This is a genomic window from Bradyrhizobium sp. WSM1743, assembly GCF_000473065.1.
Lineage (GTDB): Bacteria > Pseudomonadota > Alphaproteobacteria > Rhizobiales > Xanthobacteraceae > Bradyrhizobium.
This window is the reverse complement of record NZ_AXAZ01000024.1, coordinates 81,934-102,540: the sequence shown is the minus strand read 5'-3', so window position 1 is coordinate 102,540 and position 20,607 is coordinate 81,934. Positions and strand designations below refer to the sequence as shown.

Genomic DNA, 20,607 nt, shown 5'->3' with positions numbered 1-20,607 from the left:
CTTGATGGCCGACCACGGCATTCTCTGCAGCATGAGCCGTTCCGGCAACGTGTGGGACAACGCGGCGATGGAGAGCTTCTTCTCGTCGCTCAAGACCGAACGGACCGCCAACAAGATCTACCGAACCAGAGACGAGGCACGAGCCGACGTGTTCGACTATATCGAAAGATTTTACAACACGATCCGCAGGCACTCGACCATCGGCTATCTCAGCCCGGTTGAGTTCGAGCGCAAGGTGGGATTAGCTTAACCTGGTGTCCATCAAACCGGCAGCAGCTCACAGAACTTAATCTTGCGCAACCTTGCTCGATCGCGAGCGGGAATATCGCCTGCGCTCAAAGGCGACGACATGAGCAAGCGCCCGATGCTCGGGACTTTCGACAGCCGTAGCCATTCGTCATAACTTAGGACCACCGCCTGCTTCTTGCCGTGACGCATGATCACCACGGGCTTGCCGTCGATCGCATCATCGACGATCGCTGAGAGATTAGTCTTTGCATCACGGAGTTGAACTTCGCGCACGGCCGGCCTCTCTGATGGTTGTAGCTCGGGCGGCCACGCGGACTGGGCCATTCCTCACAGAACGACCCAATGTAATGGATTGCGCTAATACAAGGAGTGGGTAGAGCGGAAGCAAAACCCATCAACCAAGTTTTTTTCGCCGCGACGGGTTTCGCTGCGCTCTACCCATCCTACGGGCTCGGTTCATAATAGATGATCCAATCACCGAGGCAGGCTTCAACGCGACGCAGATACTGGCTTGGAAACTGGTATCGTTCAGCGGGGCTGTCATCGTAGATCGAGTCCGATCGATGGATGAATACCCCAAATCCCATAATTCGTCGCGCCGCCTGTCCGGGAAGTAACGACTAGCTCAGCGATGTTAAGCTTGGAGAGCTACCCCTACTCCCACTCAATCATTTCGGACGACTTTTCATCGTTGATCTACAAGCACAAATCTTCAAGTCTGACGGACAACTGCCGACGGTATACCCGTCGCAATTTTCCGGTCTTGAATTCACAGAAAAATTTGGGCCGTTCGCATTCTCGGCGATTTCGCCACCTATCGGAGTCAATCGACTGATCAGCGCGGCCTGCGTGGACAAGAGTGCCATTACCGCCACGGTTGGGCGCATGTTCAAATACCGTCAGGGATCAGAAGCGCGCTAGTCGGTGGTCCGATGGGCCCTCACGTACCGTCGCCACGATCACCCGACCGGACGCGACGAGTGTGAGCTACCTCCAAGTTCTCATGCTGAGGACCGTGAACCGTAGCTCGCACCCGCATCTCTGGAATGAAGGTCCTGGTTTACGTTAGTGGGGACGCCCTTTTCGGCGGAACGGGTGTCCTGTCGACACCGTTGATATAACATGCTCTTTTCTTCTATCGCGCGTCATCTACAGTCCTCGCCACGAAGCTCGGAGCTCGGCTAGGAGTGCCATGCCTGCCCGATCGCGTTTTGCAGGCTCGTATCGTTCGGGAGCGTATTGTTGCCCGACGACGTCGGATCGAAACCGGGATGTCCGGCCGAATAGGTCGCCATGGCTTGCACGAGCTGTGACACTTGGCTGTCGAGCTTCAATCCGCCCGCGACGATCTCCTGAAGCTGGTTGGCGCTACCGGCGAACCAGTTGTTCACCGTGACATTGGTGCTGGAGCCCAGAACATCGATCTGCAGGTTGTTGCCAGATTGCAGGAACCAGAGGTTTTGGTCGGTGAGGCCTCCGGTGAAATCGAGATCGTTTTCGGTGCCTACGCTCTGCGCCGCGGTAATGGCGACGTGACCGCTGCCCGTCGTCGCAAGGTACGTGTTGTTGGTGTTGCCGTAGGGTCCGACACGCTGGCGAGAATCGCGTTGTTGGCCTGGCTCGGCAGTGTCACCGTGCCCGAGAACGAGCCGTTCGACTGCACTGTGGCCGTGCCGACCGACACGCCGTTGTCCGTCCATATCACCGTCCGCCCCGCAACCGCGGCGGCGCCGCCCGAGACGACGTTGCCGGACGCGGTCTGCGCCGAGGTGTTACCAGGCACCGGCGCGGTGCCGATCACTAGGCTGGGCGCGATGGTGTCGAGCGTGTCGACGACAGCAGCGCTCGCGCCGGCCACGCATAAGGATGCAACCCGTTGGTATTGTTGAACGACGTCAGCACCGCCGGTGTGCTGGCATAGGTCAATGGGGTCAGATAGGCGCTGCTGCCATCCGACAGCTTGAACGTGGTTGTCCCGCTGGTGTTCGGCGCGCCTGCGGTGGGGGTGAAGACGAGCGCATCCAGCTCGCTCGTGATCACGGAGGCCGTACCTGACAAGGTGTAGGTCGTGCCCGAACCGCTCAGTCCCGTGCCCGACAGCGTTCCCCCTGCTCCACTCAAAGTAATGGTCAGCGTATCGGTCGCCCCGGAATTCGCATCGCCGATGGTCACGCCGGTGAACGGGTTGACCGGCGCCTGCGACGTGGTGGTCTGCCCGGCATGAGCGCCGGTGATGGTCGGCGCGACACGAAGCGTGTCCACGATCGCCGCACTGTTGCCGGTAATGCCGAGGGCTGTCCGTGACGCTGGCAACGATCGAATTCGCGCCCACATTCGGCAGTGTTACGTTGATGCTGAAGGTCCCGTTGGACTGGACCGTTCCCGAACCGAGCACCGTCCCGTTATCGGTCAGGGTGACGGTTTGACCGGCGACAACCGCGTCAGTGGTGACGGTGCCCGTGATCGTCTGAGCCGCTGTGTTGACGCCTCCCGCGGTGCTGGTGATGGTGACCGTCGGCGGCACGGGAGGAATTGTGTTGGTCACCGTCGTGGTGCTGTCGCCCGTCGGGATGAATGTTGCCTGAGTGCCCACAAGCTCAATTACGGCACCGCCACCACCGCCGGCACCGCCGCTCGAGGTCGTGCCGATGAGGTCGCCCGCCGCGTCGAGAGACAGGTTGCCGTCCGGATAGCCGCCGCCCGCATAGGTCAAGAACGACAGAACAGTCAATGCGCCGTAGCTGCCGCCGGTGTTGGCGATTTCGAACAGGGTGCCGTAATTGTTGGCGCCTCCGCCGGATGCTGCCCCGAAAAGATTACCTGCCGCATCGATGATCAGGCCGTTCTGCGGGTTTGCACCATTCGTGCCATTGAACGAGGCGAGTACCGTCGGCGCGCCGTAGCTGCTGCCGCTCTTGACCAGTTCGAACACGGTCCCTTTGTTATTGGCTCCGCCGTTCAATGTCGTTCCGAACAGATCACCGACCGCATCCGCCACCAAATTGCCATGGGGATTCGCGCCGTTCGTGCCGCTGAACGACGCCAGGATGGTCGGCGTGCTGCTATAGCTGCCACCGCTCTTGACGATTTCAAACACTACGCCGTCGTTGTTCGCTCCCCCGCTTGACGTCGTTCCGAACAGGTTTCCGGCAGCGTCCGTCAGCAGGCTATCGACGGGTCCCGCACCATTGGTGCCGTTGAATGTGACCAGTACGGTGGGCGTGTTGCTATAGGAACTTCCATTCTTGACGATCTCGAAAATCGTGCCATCGCTGTTGGCACCCCCGCTCGACGTCGTTCCGATGAGATTGCCCGCAGCATCCATGATCAGGCTGCCGACGGGGTAAATGCCGGTGGTACTGCTTAACGTGGCGATCGTGGTCGGCGAACTGCTATGGGTGCTACCGCTCTTGACGATTTCAAAAACAGTGCCGTCGCGGTTTGCCCCACCCCCTTCCGTGGTTCCGAACAGGTTGCCAGCGGCATCCATGATGAGGCCACCGTACGGGGCTTGGCCGTTGGTGTTGTTGAACGAGACCAGAACCGATGGTGTGCTGCTATAGCTGCTTCCGGTTTTGACTATCTCAAACACTTCGCCGCCGTTGTTTGCTCCGCCACTTGGCGTCGTCCCGAACAGGTTGCCGGCAGCGTCCATGATCACGCCGGCGATCGGGTCATTGCCATTGCTGCCGGCGTTGAACGATGCCATGAGCGTCGTCGCGGCGGCGTAGATTGCGGCGGTGGTGTAGCCCGAACTGCCGTCCGACAGCTTGAAGGTGGTCGTCCCACTGCTATTCGGCGCGCCGGCCGCGGGGGTGAAGACAAGCGCGTCCAGCTCGCTGGTGATCACGGACGCCGTGCCGGACAAGGTATACGTCGTGCCCGAGCCGCTCAGGCCAGTACCCGACAACGTGCCCCCTGCTCCGCTCAACGTAATCGTCAGCGTGTCGATCGCACCGACATTGAGATCGCCGACGGTCACGCCGGTAAACGGATTGACCGGAGCCTGCGACGTGGTGGTCTGTCCGCCATGGGTGCCGGTGATGGTCGGTGCGACGCTGCCAAGCGTGTCGACCACCGCCGCGCTTGTGCCGGTGTTGCCATAGCTGTCCGTCACTGTCGCGACGATGGAGTTCGAGCCCTGGTTCGGCAGCGTCACATTGGCGCTGAAGGTCCCGTTGGCCTGGACCGTCGCGGTCGCCAGCGCCACGCCGTTGTCGGTCAGGGTCACGGTCTGGCCGACAACGGCCGCCGTGCCGCCGGAAACGACGGTGCCGGTGATGGTCTGCGCAGCCGTCTTGCTTGCCTCAGCGGCGCTCGTGATCGTCACCGTCGGCGCGACGTTGTCCAGCGTGTCGACGACCGCCGCACTGGTGCCGGTGTTGCCGAGACTGTCGGTGACGATTGCAACAATCGAATTGCTTCCCTGGTTCGGCAATGTCACGTTGACGCTGAAAGAACCATCCGACTGCACAATTGCTGTAGCCAGAGTCGTGCCGTTGTCCACCAGCGTCACGGTCTGGCCGGCGACCGCTGCTGCGCCGCCGGAGACGACCGTGCCCGTGATGGTCTGCGTAGCGATCTTGCTCGCCTCCGCCGCGCTGGTGATCGTGACCGTCGGGGACATACTGTCCAGCGTATCCACGACCGCAGCACTGCTGCCGGCGTTGCCGTAGCTGTCCGTCACCGTCGCCATGATGGAATTGGCGCCCTGATTCGGCAGCGTGACATTCGCGCTGAAGCTGCCGTTCGCCTGAACCGTCGCAGTGCCGATCGTCACGCCGTTGTCCGTCAGGGTCACGGTTTGACCGACCACCGCAGCGGCGCCGCCGGAGACGACCGTGCCGGTGATGGTCTGTGCCGCCGCGTTGCTGGTCTCCGCGGCACTGGTGATCGTCACCGTTGGCGCGACGTTGTCCAGCGTATCCACCACGGCCGCACTGCTGCCGGTGTTGCCATAGCTGTCCGTTACCGCCGCGACGATGGAGTTTGCGCCCTGGTTCGGCAGCGTCACGTTGGCGCTGAAGCCACCGTACGCCTGCACGGTCGCAGTGCCGATCGTTACGCCGTTGTCGGTCAACGTCACGGTCCGGCCGACCACGATTGCCACGCCCCCCGAAACGACGGTGCCGGTGATGGTCTGTGCCGCAACATTGCCGGCCTCCGCCGCGCTGGTGATCGTCACCGTCGGCGCGACATTGTCCAGCGTATCGACCACGGCTGCGCTGCTGCCGGTGTTGCCATAGCTGTCCGCAACCGTCGCGACGATCGAATTGCTGCCCTCGCTCGACAGCGTCACATTGGCGCTGAAGCTGCCGTTCGACTGCACCGTCGCGGTGCCGATCGTCACGCCGTTGTCGGTCAAGGTCACGGTCTGGCCGACCACCGCAGCCGCGCCGCCGGAGACGACGGTGCCGGTGATGGTCTGCGTCGCGACATTGCCAGCTTCCGCGGCACTGGTGATCGTGACGGTCGGGGCGACGTTGTCGAGCGTGTCCACCACCGCCACACTGGTTCCGGTCACGCCGAGGCTATCGGTCACGCTGGCGACGATGGAGTTGGCCCCCTGGTTCGGCAGCGTCACGCTTATGCTGAAGCTTCCGTTCAACTGCACCGTTCCCGTTCCCAGCACTGTGCCGTTGTCGGTCAAGGTGACAGTCTGGCCGGCGACGACCGCATCGACGGATGTCACCGTGCCGGTGATGGTCTGTGCCGCGATCCGGTCCGCCACGACGGCGCTCGTGATCGTGACCTTCGGCGGAGCCGGCGGGTCGCTGTCTATCACCGTCGTGGTGCTGTCAGCAGTGACGACCGGCTTCGCGAGCGTAAAGACGACACCGTCGTTGCTGCCACCGCCGACTTCCGTCATTCCAAACATATTGCCGTAGGGATCGATGATCAGGCCGCCCGTCGGATCGGCGCCATTCGACCCATTGAACGAGGTGAGCGTCGTCACTGTGCTGCTGTATCCGCTGGCGGTCTTGACAATCTCAAACAGGGTGCCGTCGCTGTTCGTGCCACCTCCTCCTGTCGCACCAAACAGATTCCCGGCCGAGTCCATCACCAGGTTTCCGCTGGGGCCAAAGCCGTCGCTGAAGTAGGCAAGCGTTGTCAGCGTCGTGCTGTAGCTGCCGCCGTTCTTGGCGAGCTCGACCACGGCGCCGCCCCCGCCGTTGACCGTCTGGGCCGTCATTCCGAACAGGTCGCCAGCCGCATCCATGATCAGACCGGTGGAGAAGGCTCCAAAGCCGTTCGTTCCGGCGAACGAATAGAGCGTGGTGATCGTCCCGCTACCCTTGGCGAGCTCAAAAATGGTGCCGACATTGTTGGCCCCGCCGCTGGCTGTCGTTCCAAACAGATTTCGTGTTGACGAGCTCGAACACGACGCCGTCGTCGGAAGGACCGCCGGCTGCCGTGCCCAGGAGATTTCCGTTAGCGTCCAGGGTCAGCGTGCTCGTTGGATCGGACACGCCGGAGGCAAACGTATACAGGGTCGACAGCGTGTAGCCGAGCTGCCGTCGGATTGCACTGTCGCGGTCCCCAGCAGCACGCCGTTGTCGGTCAAGGTCACGGTCTGGCCGACCACGGCCGCCGTGCCGCCCGACACGACGGTGCCGGTGATCGTCTGCCCCGGGTTCCGGCTGCCTTCCGCCGCGCTGGTGATCGTCACCGTCGGCGGGATGGTGTCGAGCAGGTCGACGACGCCCGCGCTGCTGCCGGTGTTGCCATAGCTGTCCGCGACCGTCGCGACAATTGAGTTCGCCCCCTGGTTCGGCAGCGTGGCGTTCAGGCTGAAGGTTCCGTCAGACTGCACCATTGCAGTGCCCAGCGTCACGCCGTTGTCCGTCACGGTCACGGTCTGGCCGACGACTGCGGCTGCGCCGCCGGATACGACCGTGCCGGTGATCGTCTGGGCGGCGATGTTGCTGGCTTCCGCGGCGCTGGTGATCGTCACCGTCGGGGGAATGTTGTCCAGCGTATCCACCACGGCCGCACTGCTGCCGGTGTTGCCATAGCTGTCCGTGACCGTCGCAACGATGGAATTCGTGCCCTGGTTCGGCAGGGTCACGTTCGCGCTGAAGCTTCCGTTTGCCTGCACCGTCGCCGTGCCGATGGTGATGCCGTTGTCAGTGAGCGTCACGGTCTGGCCTGCGACGGCCGCCGTGCCGCCCGACACGACGGTGCCAGTGATCGTCTGCCCCGGGTTCCGGCTGCCTTCCGCCGCGCTGGTGATCGTCACCGTCGGCGGGATGGTGTCGAGCAGGTCGACGACGGCCGCGCTGCTGCCAGTCACGCCGAGGCTGTCGGTCACGCTGGCGACGATGGAGTTGGTACCCTGGCTCGTCAGCGTCACGTCGACGCTGAAGGAGCCGTTCGCCTGCACCGTCCCCGTGCCCACCAACGTGCCGTTGTCGGTCACGGTGACGGTCTGGCCGGCGACGACCGCATCGACGGATGTCACCGTGCCGGTGATGGTCTGGACTACCGTGCGGCCAGCTTCCGCCGCGCTCGTTATCTGCACGGTCGGCGGCGCGGGATGCTCGAGCGTATCGACGACGGGCGCACTGGTGCCAGTGACACCGAGGCTATCGGTCACGCTGGCTACGATGGAGTTGGCGCCGAAGTCCGAGAGCGTCACGCTGGCACTGAACGAGCCGTCCGACTGGACAATTGCCGTTCCCACCACCGTGCCGTTGTCCGTCAACGTCACGGTCCGACCGGTAACGGTGGCATCGGCCGAGGTGGCCATGCCCGTGATGGTCTGGACCGCGGTCACGCTCGCTTCCGCCACGCTGGTGATGGTCACGACCGGAGGTGCCGGCGGATCGGTATTGGTCACCGTCGTCGTAATGTCGGTCGTCGTGATCGCCTGCGGCGGACGGGCTGGAATCTCGAAGATGACACCAGCCTCGTTGGTTCCGCCGACCTCGGTCATCCCGATCAGATTGCCGTCGGGATCGATGATCAGGTCGCCCGTCGGAATGGCGCCATTGGCAAGGTCGAACGAGGTGAGCGTGATCGCCGTGTTGCTGTATCCGCTGGCGGTCTTGACAATCTCGAACACGGTGCCGTCGCCGTTAGCGCCACCGCCTCCTGTGGCACCAAACAGATTCCCGGCCGAGTCCATCACCAGGTTTCCGCGCGGGCCTGCACCGTCGGTCAGGTAAGCAAGCGTTGTCAGCGTCGTGCTGTAGCCGCTGGCGGTCTTGGCGAGCTCGACCACCGCAGTGCCACCGCCGTTGACCGCCTGGGCCGTCATTCCAAACAGATCGCCGGCCGCATCCATGATCAGGCCGCTGTCAAAGGCCCCCAAGCCGTTCGTCCCGGCGAATGAGTACAGCGTCGTGATCGCCCCGCTACTCTTGGCAAGCTCGAAGATGGTGCCGTCGCCGTTGGCTCCGCCGCTAGTGGTGGTTCCGAACAGATCGCCGGCCGCATCCATCACCAGTCCACCGGCCGACGGCTCATTGCCATTGATTCCGCTGAACGAGGCCAGCACAATCGGTCCGCTGTAGGTACTGCCGCTCTTGGCGATCTCGAACAGGGTGCCCTTGTTGCTGTTGCCGCCGGCCGCGGTCACGCCGAAGAGATTGCCCGACGCATCCCCGATCAGCTTGCCTTGCGGACCATTTCCGTTCGTTCCGTTGAATGTTGCAATCGTCGTCCCCGTGAAGCTCCCGCCGGACCTGACTAGCTCGATGACGGAGCCGTAGCCGGCGGCGCCACCGGCCGTGGCGGTGAACAAATTGCCCGCCGAATCCATCGTCAGGGTACTCGTCGGGTCGGACTGGCCATTCCCCAGGTTGAAAAGATCGATCGGCGTGCTGGCGTAGCCGTCGCCGATCTTGGGAAGGACGAACACGTCGCCTCTGCCGTCGCCGCCGAATTGCGTGGTTCCGAACAGATTGCCGGCCGCGTCTTCAATCAGGCCGCCTGCGGGTTGCTTGCTGAGGGTGCCGTCGAACGACGTCAGGACCTTCGGCGTATAGCCCGTGCTGGCGTCCGACAGGCGGAACGTCGTGGTGCTGCTGGTGTTGGGTTGGCCGGCGTTTGGGGTAAAGACCAGCGCCTGGAGCTCGCTCGTGATCGTAGAAGCCGATCCCGACAGGGTATAGGTATTGCCGGATCCGATCAGACCCGCTCCGGACAGCGTGCCGCCGGCTCCGCTCAGCGTGATGGTCAGCACGTCGGTCGCGCCGGGATTCTGGTCGCTGATAGTCGTTCCGCTGAACGGGTGAACCGGATGCTCCGACGTCGTGGTCTGTCCCGCCACGGTCCCGGAAATCGTCGGCGGCACCGACTGTGTCACGATATTGCCGTCCGCGCTCGTGACGGTGACCAGCTCGCTCGTCGTCGCGCCGCTGGAATTCAGATAGCGCGTCGTCGACACCGTACTGCCATCCGGCCGCGCCACGATGGTGTTGATGCTGTCGAACCAGCCTGCGTTGGTGCTGTCCTTGTCGATCGTGGTGACGAGGCCATCCGGGCTGACCGTCGTCACGACCCGCTCGATGGTCTGACCGCTGGCGTTCAGATACGTGGCGTTGGTAACCGTGCTGCCGTCGATGTTCTTGTTCGTTGTCGCAGTGTAGTCGTAGGTGCCGGAACCACTGCTGTCCTGCTGCACGGTCTCGCTGAGGCCGTCGGCACTGACGGTCGTGATGGCCTGGTCCAGCACTACCCCCGCTGTGGTCACGTACTCGGCAACGGTCTTCGAGCTTCCGTCCACGGCGGTCGTCGTGACCTCGCTGTAGTCGAAATACGACTGACCCGGAGTCTGCTTCTTGACCGTCTTCGTTCGTCCATCCGCACTCGTGGTGAGAATTGCCTTCTGGTACAGCGCGCCGCTGGCATCCGTGTCAGTGACGGTCTCAGTCACGCTGCCGTCGAGATTCTTGACGATGACGTCGCTGCGCGTGCGATCGACCGTGCCGCTGCCGACGAAATCCCACTGCGTGGTCCTGGTCAGGCCATCGGCGCTGGTCGTGGTGATGGACTGATCCTCGACGGCTCCCAACCGTCCAAGGTTCGTAATCGTGTCGATCTGGCTGCCGTCGATGGCCGTGACCGCCGTTTGAATCTGATCCGTTGAGCCGTCGCCATCGGCATCGCGCGTAGCGGTCACCGTTCGGCGCTAACCGCCGAGAGCGCGGCGCAAGTAACGAACCCAAGCGCGATAGATCGATAGCGCAGGTATTGGTCATTCGATCCGGATGATCTCGGCTTCGCCGACACCGGCTTGAACAACATCTCCTACGCGTTTCCCAAACGTCGATCTCGCCAGCGGCGAGACATGCGAGATCGAGCCTTGGGTAGGATCGCTTCGTCCTCACCGACGATCCGGAACGTCTGCTCCCGGCCATCGTCGCGCAGGATCGTCACTGACGTTCCGAAGCGCACTTCCGAGCAATCGACTGCGGCGGGTACCACGCGTACCGTAGCGCGCCGAGCGAACCAGTAGCGGAAGTCGCGGCTCGCGGCGGCAAGCGCCGCGCGGTCGGCTGAGGCCCTCGCCGCGGCGTAGACTTCGCCGGCCGCCGCGAGGGCCTGTTCGATCTGCGCCAGGCCAGCCGCGGTGACGTCGTTCGGATGCTTGGAAAGCGGTCGCTCCGGGAGCTCTTCGAGATCGTCAGCATCCAATTCCCTGACGAAGGCTCTGCTCATCAGCCGAGAAACTCCAACTCACCGTCAGCCCGAAGGGAACCACTTTAATGTTCCGTTCCTTGACGGTGTCTCGATCACCCGTGCTTTGCCAAATGGCGTCCGAGCCACTCGTCGACGTCGTCTGAACTGTTCAGCTCAACTGAAAATCCTCTCGCAAACTCTCTCCAGGCCTGCAAGTTGCGCGTGGGAACGCCAACGATCAAGGGAGTATCCAAACAGACCGCTTGCGCGATAAGATCACGCATGCCCCCGCCTTCCGCTTCCACCTTGCCAAACTTGTTCAGGACCACAAGATCCGAGCCGTTCTTAAGCGCCAACTCGATCGCTGACACGATCTGCAGCATGGCATCTTCGTCCAGCTGACAGCCCTTAGCCCCATGGCCGCGATCCGCGAAAATCGATGTTTGCCGTCCGGTCGCCAGATCCTCGAGCAGCATATCGCAGCTATGGCCGGGATCGCGGGCACGATGTTGAATGACCCCTGCCATGCGGGTCCCTTGCAATCGGCAGCGATCAACGACCCGCTTAAAAATTTCGTCCGGATAAGACTGCTCATTGTAGACGAGAGCGGCCAGGATTTGGTGGCGCGACTCGCGAGCGCGAGCGGGCGCCTCACGGTCAGATTCGAACAGTGCAACGGATGCCGACATCAACCACCGGTCACTGACATGTGGCGGCCGATCGTCGGCGATTGTCTACGGCGGTCGATGACAAATTCATGGCCGCGAGGCTTTACGCGCATCGCGCCGTCGATCGCTTCGTTCAAAAGCGCATCAGACAGCGATGCCCGGACCGTCTGTCGCAGGTCAACCCGGTCATCCTTCCCAAGACACATGAAGAGCGTCCCGTCGCACGAGACCCTGACTCGATTGCAAGCCTCGCAGAAATTATGGGTAAGCGGTGTGATGAAGCCAAGGCGGCCTCCGGTCTCGGATACGCGGACATATCGCGCCGGGCCGCCGGTCGAATCGGGCAGATCGACAAGAGTGTAACGCTTCTCAAACTGAGATCGGACCTCTGACAGCGGCACGTACTGATCCGTCCGATCCTCGCCTGTATCGCCCAGAGGCATGGTTTCGATAAGTGTAATGTCCATGCCCTTTGCGTGCGACCATTCGACCAGATCTTGGAGAGACGCTTCGTTGATGTCCCTCAGCGCCACCGTGTTGATCTTCACGTTGAGGCCGGCGTCGCGTGCCGCCTCTATGCCTTCGAGCACACCGGTGATGTCGCCGCCGCGCGTGATCCCCCTGAAAGTACCGGGATCGAGCGTATCAAGCGAAACGTTGATCCGCCTCACGCCGAACTTCGCGAGGTCAGCCGCGTATCTCGCGAGCTGAGTGCCATTGGTCGTTAGCGTGAGCTCCTGAAGATCCTCGGACTTGAGGTGCCGTGAGAGGCCCCGAACCAGGTCGAGAAAGCCCCGACGCATCAGCGGCTCGCCACCCGTCAAGCGCAATTTGCGCACACCCCGCGCAATGAAAGCCGAACAGATCCGATCCAATTCTTCCAGGGTCAAAAGGTCCTTCTTTGGAAGAAATGTCATACTAGGTGACATGCAGTAGACGCAGCGAAGGTCGCAGCGGTCCGTGACCGACACTCTCAGGTAAGTCACGACACGAAAGAAGCCATCGACGAGCGCCCTCTTGCCAGGCTGATCGACCGCGGAAATCGGCACGCTCATTCAATGGCCCCTCTCAATGCAACTCAGCAAATGAGACATGAAAGCGGTCGACGATCACAACGCCCAAGCGCCCTTCATTGTCGACCGACACGTCACTTCAGCTTGATCGTGAAATGCTTGAAGACCTCTTGTTGGATCTTCCATGTTCCCACAAAGTCCTTCTCGACCACGAAAGCGTCGCCAGCCTTGACGGTCACGGGTTTCCCGCCATCAGGCGTAATGATGATCTCTCCCTGGATCATGTGAACGAATTCCGGCGCCCCATAGGTGGCGCGATAGGTGCCGGGTGTCGCGCTCCACCAACCCGAGATCGACGAACCATCATCTGCGGTGTATTCGACCCACGTTTTCATGGTCGGATTGCCATCGACCTTCTTCCATCCATCAAGATCCGTCTCGATCGGCGCTGCCGCCTTGAGACCAAGTTTCGTTACCTTATCGTTTGCCACGCGACACTCCCTCTCGAGTATTGTGCACGCCAAATCAGGCGAGCGAGGCGGTTGGAAGACTGCCATGGCGACGATTCCGCCAGGCCATCCCATCAACTATTTCCAATTCCGCGACACCAATGAGCAGGGCCAGTTGCCAAACATCCCATGGTGCCAGCGCGAGAGCAGTTGAAGTTTGTTAGATCGAGCTATGAGCCACGAATTCAGCCGTTATCCGGCACTTGCGCAGCAACAATCCGGGGCTTCGCGAACGTTCCGCGTTACGAGATCGATCATCTCCGTGACGCGCGTCAATTTCTCCCGGGGCTTGCCCGCTTTCATTCCTCCGGCGCGCTCAGCCACATCGATCGCAAGCCAATCATGCAATCCGACGGCTCTGATGTTCCGAAGCGAAAGTGAATCGAGAAGCAGTTGCCTCCTCCCCCGCACTCTCGGAGCGCGGCGAGGCAGATCGTCCAATATCTGCTGGACGGTCTCAATGCTGTCGGCTCGATTGGTCCCGATGATGCCGGTTGGGCCGCGCTTGAGCCATCCCGTCACATAGAGTCCATCAACGGGCGCGCCGCTACATTCCACACGTCCCTTGCGATTTGGAACGATGCCGCGGCGAAAATCGAACGGAAGGCCCTCCAGCGGCTGGCCCCAGTAACCGATGCTGCTCAAGACCAGACCGCAGTCGATGGCAAACAACTCCTCTGTTGGAACAGCGGCCTGCTCGAAGGGCTGTCCATGCAGCGTGGTCCTTCGAAAGACCGCCCGCTTCACACGACCCGCCTCGCCATCAAGCCGTTCCGGACTGACGCAAAAGTGAAAGACCAGCTTCCGCGAAGCGTCTTTCGATACGGTACCGCGCAGACCACGAAAGAATTCCACGTTCTGCAATGCGTTGAGGTTCGTGCGGTCGGCGAGCTCGGCCTCGCAGGCAGGGTTCACTGGTACGGCGTCGCCGTGAGCGACGACGACGCACTGTGGAATCGACCCCAAGCCCCGAAGCTCGCGCGATGTGAATTTTGCTTGCACCGGCCCCCGGCGGCCCACCAAGTGGACCTCACGGATCCTGCTTTCGGCGAGAACTTCCAACGCATGCGCAGCGATGTCGGTGTGACGGAGGTTGTCACATGGTTGCAGAAGTATCCGCGAAACATCGGCCGCGACGTTGCCGTGTCCGACCACGACTGCAACTTCCTGACTGAGATCGAACTTGCAGTCGCGAAAATCGGGGTGTCCGTTGTACCATCCCACGAACTCGGTGGCGGAGTGACTGTTCTCGAGCTCCTCGCCTCGGATCCCCATTTTACGGTCTGTACTCGCCCCGTAAGCCAGAACGACGACATCGTAGGCGTCCCGGAGCGCGTCGAGCGACAGGTCAGTCCCTATCTCTACATTTCCTAGAAAATTGAGACGCTTCGACTGCATGATCTTGTCGAAGACGAGCGTGACCTGCTTGAGTTTCGGATGATCGGGAGCTACGCCGCTACGTACCAGCCCATATGGCGTCGGCAACCGCTCGAACATATCGATGACAATGTCGGGCAAGGCGTTCAGCAGCGCCTCGGCGGCGTAGAAGCCGCTCGGACCGCTTCCAACGATTGCGGCATGTCTGATGGCGGTCATGTTGACCCGGGTTAAAAGCCAAGTTCGGCCCGGCGGGCGGCCGCGGAGGATAGCGGAGACCGCTTGACCGAAATCACCGGGAGCGCGTGCGAACGCTGTTTGTTCAAGTCCAGGAGCTCTCGTTCATCATCCGGCTCGAAGACTTCATGGATTGCCTGCACTGGGCATGCCGGAATGCAGGCTCCGCAATCGATGCATACGTCGGGGTCAATATAACTGCGCTCATCGTCGGCGTGAAAACATTGGACAGGGCAGTGTTCGACACAATCTGTAAAAAGACAGAGCCGGCAATTGTCAGTTACGACGTGTGGCATAGTCTGTGGCGTCCCTCTAGCTGAAATTCACAGGTGTTACGTCGGCCGGCACGGCCGGTCGACGTAACAGAAGTGAGATTGTCAGATCCGCTCGACCTCGACGCGATTGTCCGAATAGACACCGGCCTGCCCGAGATTGGCGTGGCGAGGCGCGGTCGTCGAGTTCACCGCCGTCCCGGTCCGGTTAAGTCCTGGCCAATGGCCAACGTTCGTCACGATGAGCCCTGCCCCGACATCATCAGTGAGATCGGCCTTTGCTTCGAAGGTACCTCGCTGGTTGAAGACTCGGACGTAGGCTCCATTCGTTATCGATCGGCTTGCCGCATCGGATGGATTGATCATGATCCTCTGCTCGCCCTGCCGTTTCATCTGCGGGGCCTCATTGCCGTATTGCGTATTCAGGAAGGCGTGGGGTTTCGGAGAAAGCAGGTTCAGCGGGAATTGCGCTGACTTCTCCGGTGCGCCGTCGATAACCTCGACCGGAGCTATGTAGTTCGGAACGGGATCGACGTAGCCGCCCACCTGCATCTCCGTATAGCCCGATCGCCAGACGTCGAGCACCATGTTTCCGCCCTCGGCCATGCTCGACTTGAACTCGCACTTGCCCGAGGGCGTCTTGAAGTTGCCCTCGGCATGTGGCGCGCGGACTTCTGGCATGCCGACGTTGAGGCGCTTCCAGCCATCCTTCTTCAGGATATCGAGCGTGATGCCTTCAAGCGCCGGCGACTTCCAGTCATAGGCGAGAGTCAACCATTCATCGTCAGTCAGATCCCAATAATCGTCGTCGAACCCCATGGTCTTTGCCAGCCTGCGGAAGAGATCGATATTGGCAACGCACTCCCCTGGAGCCGGAATCGCTGGCTGATTCAACATGATATAGAGGTGACCCCAGGTCACCATGATGTCGTACTGCTCCGCCTGCATGGTCGAGGGTAGCAGAATGTCGGCGTATTTCGCGGTGTCGGTGATGAAGAGCTCGCTACACACCGTGAAGAGATCCTCGCGTTGAAGACCCCTGACCAGTTCGCCGGCGTCCGGGGCCTGCGAAACCGGGTTTGAGTTGTAGACGAACACCGACTTGATCGGCGGATCGAGTTTCATCTTGCCGGTGAGTGCGGCCCCGAGATCGAGCTCGTTGATGACCCGCGTCCCGGGCCGGATCCAGTTGGGCCTCGAGACATGGGCGACGCTCATCGGGAATTCGTAGATGGGCATCTCTACCGCGCCGCCACCGACATGGCGCCAGGCGCCGATCAACGCGGGCAGGCAGGTGATCGCACGGACTGCATCGCCTCCGCCAGGACAACGCTCGACGGCCACGCCTTCGCGGATTGCGGCGGGCGGTGTCGTGGCATACTCGCGCGCGAGTTTCACGATATCGGTCGCCGGAATACCGGTAATCTCGGACACCCGCTCCACAGGAAATTCTGCGGCGCGCGCTTTAAGCTCTTCGTAGCCCAGCGTGTATTTCTCGACGTAGTCGTAGTCGACATGCCCTTCCTGGATGATCACGTTCATCATCCCGAGCGCCAAAGCAGCATCGGTGCCGGGCTTGATGGCGATATGCCAATCGGCCTGCTTGGCCGTTCGCGACTTGTAGGGGTCGATGACGACGATCTTGGCGCCCTTGCTTTTGGCCTCTAGCACGAAGGGCCATGCATGGAGATTCGTCGAGACCATGTTCATGCCCCACACGATGATGTATTTCGCGTAGGCAAGGCTTTCGACGTCGAGGCCGCCGGTCGGCCCTACCGTCATGACCCACGCCGTCGAAGACCCGGATTCGCAGTAGGTCTTCTCGGCAACGGTCGATCCGAGGCGGTTAAAGAACGCGTCGCCCGCCGTGAGGCCGTTTGCCGTGCCCTGGTTGCCCAGATAGGCATGCGGCATGATCGCCTGGCTTCCATACTGGTCGATGATGTCGGTCCATTTGCTCTTGATCGTGGAGAGCGCCTCATCCCAACTGATGCGCTCATACTTTCCCGATCCCTTCGGCCCGACCCGCTTCATTGGATAGAGAAGACGGTCCGGGTTGTAGTGATGCTCGGCGAAGTCCTTCAATTTCACGCAAAGGCCCCCGCGGGTCATTGGATGAGCCGGGTCGCCCGTCACCTCGACCAACTTTCCGTCCTCGACATGATAGATGAAAGCGCACGTGTCGGGGCAGTCTTGCGGGCACGCGCCACGTACGGTTTTCGCTTCGGCTGATTGAACGGACATCGCGACACTCCTATCGGCGCCAGTTTGAGCCCGGATCTCACCTTGGCGGTGAAACGCTGAAGGGACACATTCCCCTGCGCATCCGTGCCGAGAACTATGCAACATTAGGGCCGGGCCATGAGGCATGTAGGGCCAGTCGCTAACAGAGGCTTGGCGCCAGCAAGTTGTTCACGCCAAAGGGTATTTCGCTGCCCTCAAAAGCGTTCATTGATGCCTGCTGTTGCAGCAATGTGCTTGATAAATCAGCTCGTCGTGTCGCCGGGACGATCAGCGATTCTTCGCCAAGCCGGTCGCCATTCGCGCGAAGCCTTCATCGATCTGGGCCGGCGTCAGGTGCACGTAGCCGAGGAGTACGTGGCGTTCGAAACCGGGTAGCGAATCGCCGTGCAAAACGGTTCCGGAATGAAGCGGGTGGATACCGACTCCGACGCCTCGTGCCAGTTGCTGGAGCTCGATAGCGGGTGGACAGTGCCCAGGCACTTCCCAAAGCATATGGGTCCCGGCAGCATCGCCGGATACGTTGGCTTCTCCGAAGTGCTTCTTCAAGGAAGACCTCACGGCGTCTCGGCGGCCTTGGTAGGTGTTTCGAAGACGCTTCAGATGGTTCGTCAGGCTCCCGTTCCGGATGAACTGAGCCAGCGTAGCCTGCTCCAACCACGGCGAACCGTTGTCGATCAGAGCCTTGAGCGTCGTCGCAGCCCGGAGAAGATCACGCGGAACAACCATATAGCCCAGTCGCAATCCGGGACCGAGCGAGCGCGAGAAGGAGTTCAGGTAGATGACGCACCCATTGCGATCCAATGACTGCAGCGATGGAAGCAACGATCCTTCGTATCGGAAATCGGAATCGTAGTCGACTTCCAGGATATATGCGCCGGTCCGGGCGGCCCAGTCGAGCAGCGCCGTTCTCCGTTCCAGCGACATCGTCCCTCCGGTCGGAAACTGATGCGACGGCGTGACGTAGATGAGCTTGACCCGATGATCCGGCAGCCGCGTCACATCGATACCAAATTGATCGACGGGTACCGGAATGACCTTGCCGCCATATGTCTCGAACAGGAACGCTGCCCCGCGGTAGCAAGGCGCCTCCATGACGACAGGCGTCTTGACCCCGACCATGAGGTGCGCGGCCAAGTTTATACCTTGCTGGAAACCTCCCACGATGATGACGTGCTCGGCAGTGACCGACATTCCGCGCGAGGGTCCGAGATAGCTTGCGATAAGCTCTCGAAGTTCAGGTAGGCCAGCGGGATCGTTGTACTGGGTGATGCGTTCGGACGCGCCGCCAAGGCATTCCAGCAGAAGACGGCGCCATGTCTTCTCGGGAAAGGAATGCGCATCGGAGCGCCCGTATCGGAAGTCAATGCGGATTTGCGTGTCGGGAGGCGCATATAATCCCGGCGAGCCCCGGCCCGTATATGGAAGCGGCAGATTGATCGAGGTCATCGAATTCGACCTTTCGAGCAGCGGTCTCGCGCCCGTCGACATCGCGTCCTCAGGCATCGTCTTGCTTACGAAGGTACCCCGTTTAGGCGCCGTGTTGATGTAACCGTCAGCTACCAGTTTTTCGTAAGCTTCCGAGACCGTATTCCGGGAGACGCCTAACTGTGTGCTGAGGTCTCGCGAGCTTGGAAGAACACCACCCGGCTTGAGCCGGCCCTTACGGATCAGGGCCGCAAGTTGCTCGTAGATCTGCATCTGCAGACTGATCGTGCTCTTGGGATCAAGGTGAAGCGCGATATGCATCAATGGAAATTACCCGATTCGTTCGGCCGGCGATGCTGCCGACCCGAGTGTAGAATGAAAGCTTCATTCTATCACAACAGCAATTCAGGTCGTGGCCGGCCATTCGTGACCACGACAGTCCTGAACCGGGCACTATTTTTATCTAGGATTTCATACGTCGATCCTCCGGCAGTTGCGGCGCCTTCCGAAAGACCATCCAAGTCGATGGTCGCTTTGCGCTGCGATCAGCACCGAGCTCCCCGCTGGCGGCAGTTCGCTACATTAATTCAGATCTTCATCGGCGCGCCGGATGGTGTTCGCAGCATCTCGACGATCCTCTCGGACACAAAGGCAAACAAGCATCCGATAATCATGGAAACAATAATGTTGACGGCGGGATTGCTCACGATGTCGACTGAGAAAATGTCCTCGCCAGGCTTGAGCAGAGCCAATGCTGCGACCGCTGAATAGCCGTACACGGCGGCCGGAATCACCGATAGCAAAGAGATATTCGCGCCAAGGATAAAGATAGCGACCGTCACACCCACGCAAATGGCGGCTCCCAACGGACCTCCGCCAACTTTCGCGATCAATGCAAGCGCCACAGCGGCCATTGTCGCTCCCCAAACGCCGCCGGCCACGGCCGCCTTCAAACCTGAGAGCCCTCCTCCGCAATGATAGAAGCAGCCCCACATGATGAATGCAGCCCAGATCTGGAGACCCAACGCAGCAAGGGGCCCCAGAAAGAGCCACGTCGCAAGTGCACCAAGCAGGCTTATGACAAGCGCAAGCCTTGCAACTGGGTTCATTGGATTTCTCCGGTTCAACAGGAAGGTATCGAACAGACGCTTGACGGCGACCAGACCAAACTGGCCTTACACTTATCGAGTGTAGGACATCTCGTTCGTGTCGGAGCAGAGCCACCCAATGCTTTAGCAATGGTGCCAGCCAGGAAGCTCGAATCCATCGCAACTCTTCACCGCTGGCGCGCCGGTGCTTGAGTTGATCGCATGCTTCGTTCGGGTCGCGACGCCGCTGGAGGCGGCGATGACGCTCGGATCGAGCGCCTCGAACAGGCAGATCTCGCCAGTGACATCCCGTCACTGGATTTGTCGCGAAATGTGGGAGTGGTGATCATCAACGGGGCGACGATCCCTTCTGAGCAGAGAGCTGTCCTCTCCGCGTCCGGGAGCGTGTCGCTTCTGCTCAGTGGTCGCGCACGATCGAATGGTTTACAGCTTCCCGTTTGCTGCCGGTCGGCGCGAGGCGTTGGGCGTCGCGGCCGATCGGCTACAACGGCCCGCGCATCTCAAGAAAAGCACAGCGAAAAACTACAGCCTTCGCGGAGAATTAGCGCAAGATAGCGAGGTTGTTCGCTGATTTCGCGGTAGACTCGAACAATCGGATACTGGGGAGAGCTGTGGCGTAGAAATGGCGGAGAGAGTGGAAGTCAAACCCACGATTGTCGATTGTCCCACTTCCGAACACCTGAACACTGCTCGTAAGCACTCGCCGGCCACCTGCCCTCGGAAGCCCAGACCTGCACATGCGCCACGAACCTCCTCACGTTGGCTGTGAGGAGATCTTTCTTGATATGTCGGTGCACGCGCCGCCCTCTAATCTATTGAAGATTTTAGCTTTCGCTCGAATCCATCATGGGGCAATTTGAGCTAGTTCCGGCCAACGC

Annotated in this window: 15 protein-coding genes and 2 pseudogenes; 1 reads left to right on the top strand and 16 read right to left on the bottom strand. The window is 61.0% G+C overall.

Annotated features, from left to right (window positions below):
* Positions 1-250, top strand: a 250-nt coding sequence (locus tag YU9_RS0117125) for an IS3 family transposase (protein WP_027573956.1), incomplete at its 5' end; no start/stop codon positions are given.
* A gap of 11 nt (positions 251-261) precedes the next feature.
* On the opposite strand, the gene YU9_RS0117120 is transcribed toward YU9_RS0117125, so the two are convergent.
* The 16 genes and pseudogenes from YU9_RS0117120 to YU9_RS0117060 form a co-directional block, all read right to left on the bottom strand.
* Positions 262-522 (bottom strand): type II toxin-antitoxin system Phd/YefM family antitoxin, encoded by a 261-nt coding sequence (locus YU9_RS0117120; RefSeq protein WP_027573955.1) that lies wholly within the window; start codon positions 520-522, stop codon positions 262-264.
* 179 nt (positions 523-701) lie between these two features.
* Positions 702-836, bottom strand: a pseudogene (locus YU9_RS49950) (restriction endonuclease); the annotation flags it as partial.
* Positions 837-1,430: 594 nt separating this feature from the next.
* Positions 1,431-1,640 (bottom strand): hypothetical protein, encoded by a 210-nt coding sequence (locus tag YU9_RS44635; protein ID WP_051380413.1) that lies wholly within the window; start codon positions 1,638-1,640, stop codon positions 1,431-1,433.
* 113 nt (positions 1,641-1,753) lie between these two features.
* Positions 1,754-6,469 (bottom strand): choice-of-anchor tandem repeat GloVer-containing protein, encoded by a 4,716-nt coding sequence (locus YU9_RS44630; RefSeq protein WP_027573954.1) that lies wholly within the window; start codon positions 6,467-6,469, stop codon positions 1,754-1,756.
* Positions 6,470-6,511: 42 nt separating this feature from the next.
* Positions 6,512-6,607, bottom strand: a pseudogene (locus YU9_RS51075) (hypothetical protein); the annotation flags it as partial.
* An 87-nt stretch (positions 6,608-6,694) separates the two neighbouring features.
* On the bottom strand, positions 6,695-10,375 hold the full coding sequence (locus YU9_RS44625) for an S-layer family protein (RefSeq protein WP_027573953.1): 3,681 nt from the start codon (positions 10,373-10,375) through the stop codon (positions 6,695-6,697).
* Between the two features lie 75 nt (positions 10,376-10,450).
* Entirely contained in the window at positions 10,451-10,534 is an 84-nt protein-coding gene (locus YU9_RS51070; RefSeq protein ID WP_371259161.1) for a hypothetical protein, read from the bottom strand.
* Complete coding sequence (locus YU9_RS41635) at positions 10,504-10,914, bottom strand: transcription elongation factor (RefSeq protein ID WP_371259160.1); 411 nt, start codon at positions 10,912-10,914, stop codon at positions 10,504-10,506. The genes YU9_RS51070 and YU9_RS41635 overlap by 31 nt, the downstream gene beginning before the upstream one ends.
* 74 nt (positions 10,915-10,988) lie before the next feature.
* Positions 10,989-11,564, bottom strand: coding sequence for a DUF2478 domain-containing protein (locus YU9_RS0117095; RefSeq protein WP_027573952.1), 576 nt, complete (start codon positions 11,562-11,564; stop codon positions 10,989-10,991).
* Complete coding sequence (gene moaA / locus YU9_RS0117090) at positions 11,564-12,598, bottom strand: GTP 3',8-cyclase MoaA (protein ID WP_027573951.1); 1,035 nt, start codon at positions 12,596-12,598, stop codon at positions 11,564-11,566. Before moaA ends, YU9_RS0117095 begins: the two co-directional genes overlap by 1 nt.
* A gap of 92 nt (positions 12,599-12,690) precedes the next feature.
* Positions 12,691-13,047 carry a cupin domain-containing protein gene (locus YU9_RS0117085; protein WP_027573950.1) on the bottom strand — a complete coding sequence of 119 codons (357 nt, stop codon included), beginning with the start codon at positions 13,045-13,047 and terminating at the stop codon, positions 12,691-12,693.
* A 210-nt stretch (positions 13,048-13,257) separates the two neighbouring features.
* Complete coding sequence (locus YU9_RS41630) at positions 13,258-14,661, bottom strand: hypothetical protein (protein WP_036017362.1); 1,404 nt, start codon at positions 14,659-14,661, stop codon at positions 13,258-13,260.
* 11 nt (positions 14,662-14,672) lie between these two features.
* A complete protein-coding gene (locus YU9_RS45785; RefSeq protein ID WP_084298974.1) occupies positions 14,673-14,975 on the bottom strand; it encodes a DUF362 domain-containing protein in 303 nt (100 codons plus the stop codon).
* Positions 14,976-15,056: 81 nt separating this feature from the next.
* Positions 15,057-17,195: a molybdopterin-dependent oxidoreductase gene (locus YU9_RS0117070; RefSeq protein WP_027573948.1), complete on the bottom strand. Its 2,139-nt coding sequence runs from the start codon at positions 17,193-17,195 to the stop codon at positions 15,057-15,059.
* 267 nt (positions 17,196-17,462) lie between these two features.
* Positions 17,463-18,893, bottom strand: coding sequence for a PLP-dependent aminotransferase family protein (locus YU9_RS0117065; protein WP_198028252.1), 1,431 nt, complete (start codon positions 18,891-18,893; stop codon positions 17,463-17,465).
* 314 nt (positions 18,894-19,207) lie between these two features.
* On the bottom strand, positions 19,208-19,729 hold the full coding sequence (locus YU9_RS0117060; protein ID WP_027573946.1) for a DUF1097 domain-containing protein: 522 nt from the start codon (positions 19,727-19,729) through the stop codon (positions 19,208-19,210).
* Positions 19,730-20,607: the final 878 nt, after the last annotated feature.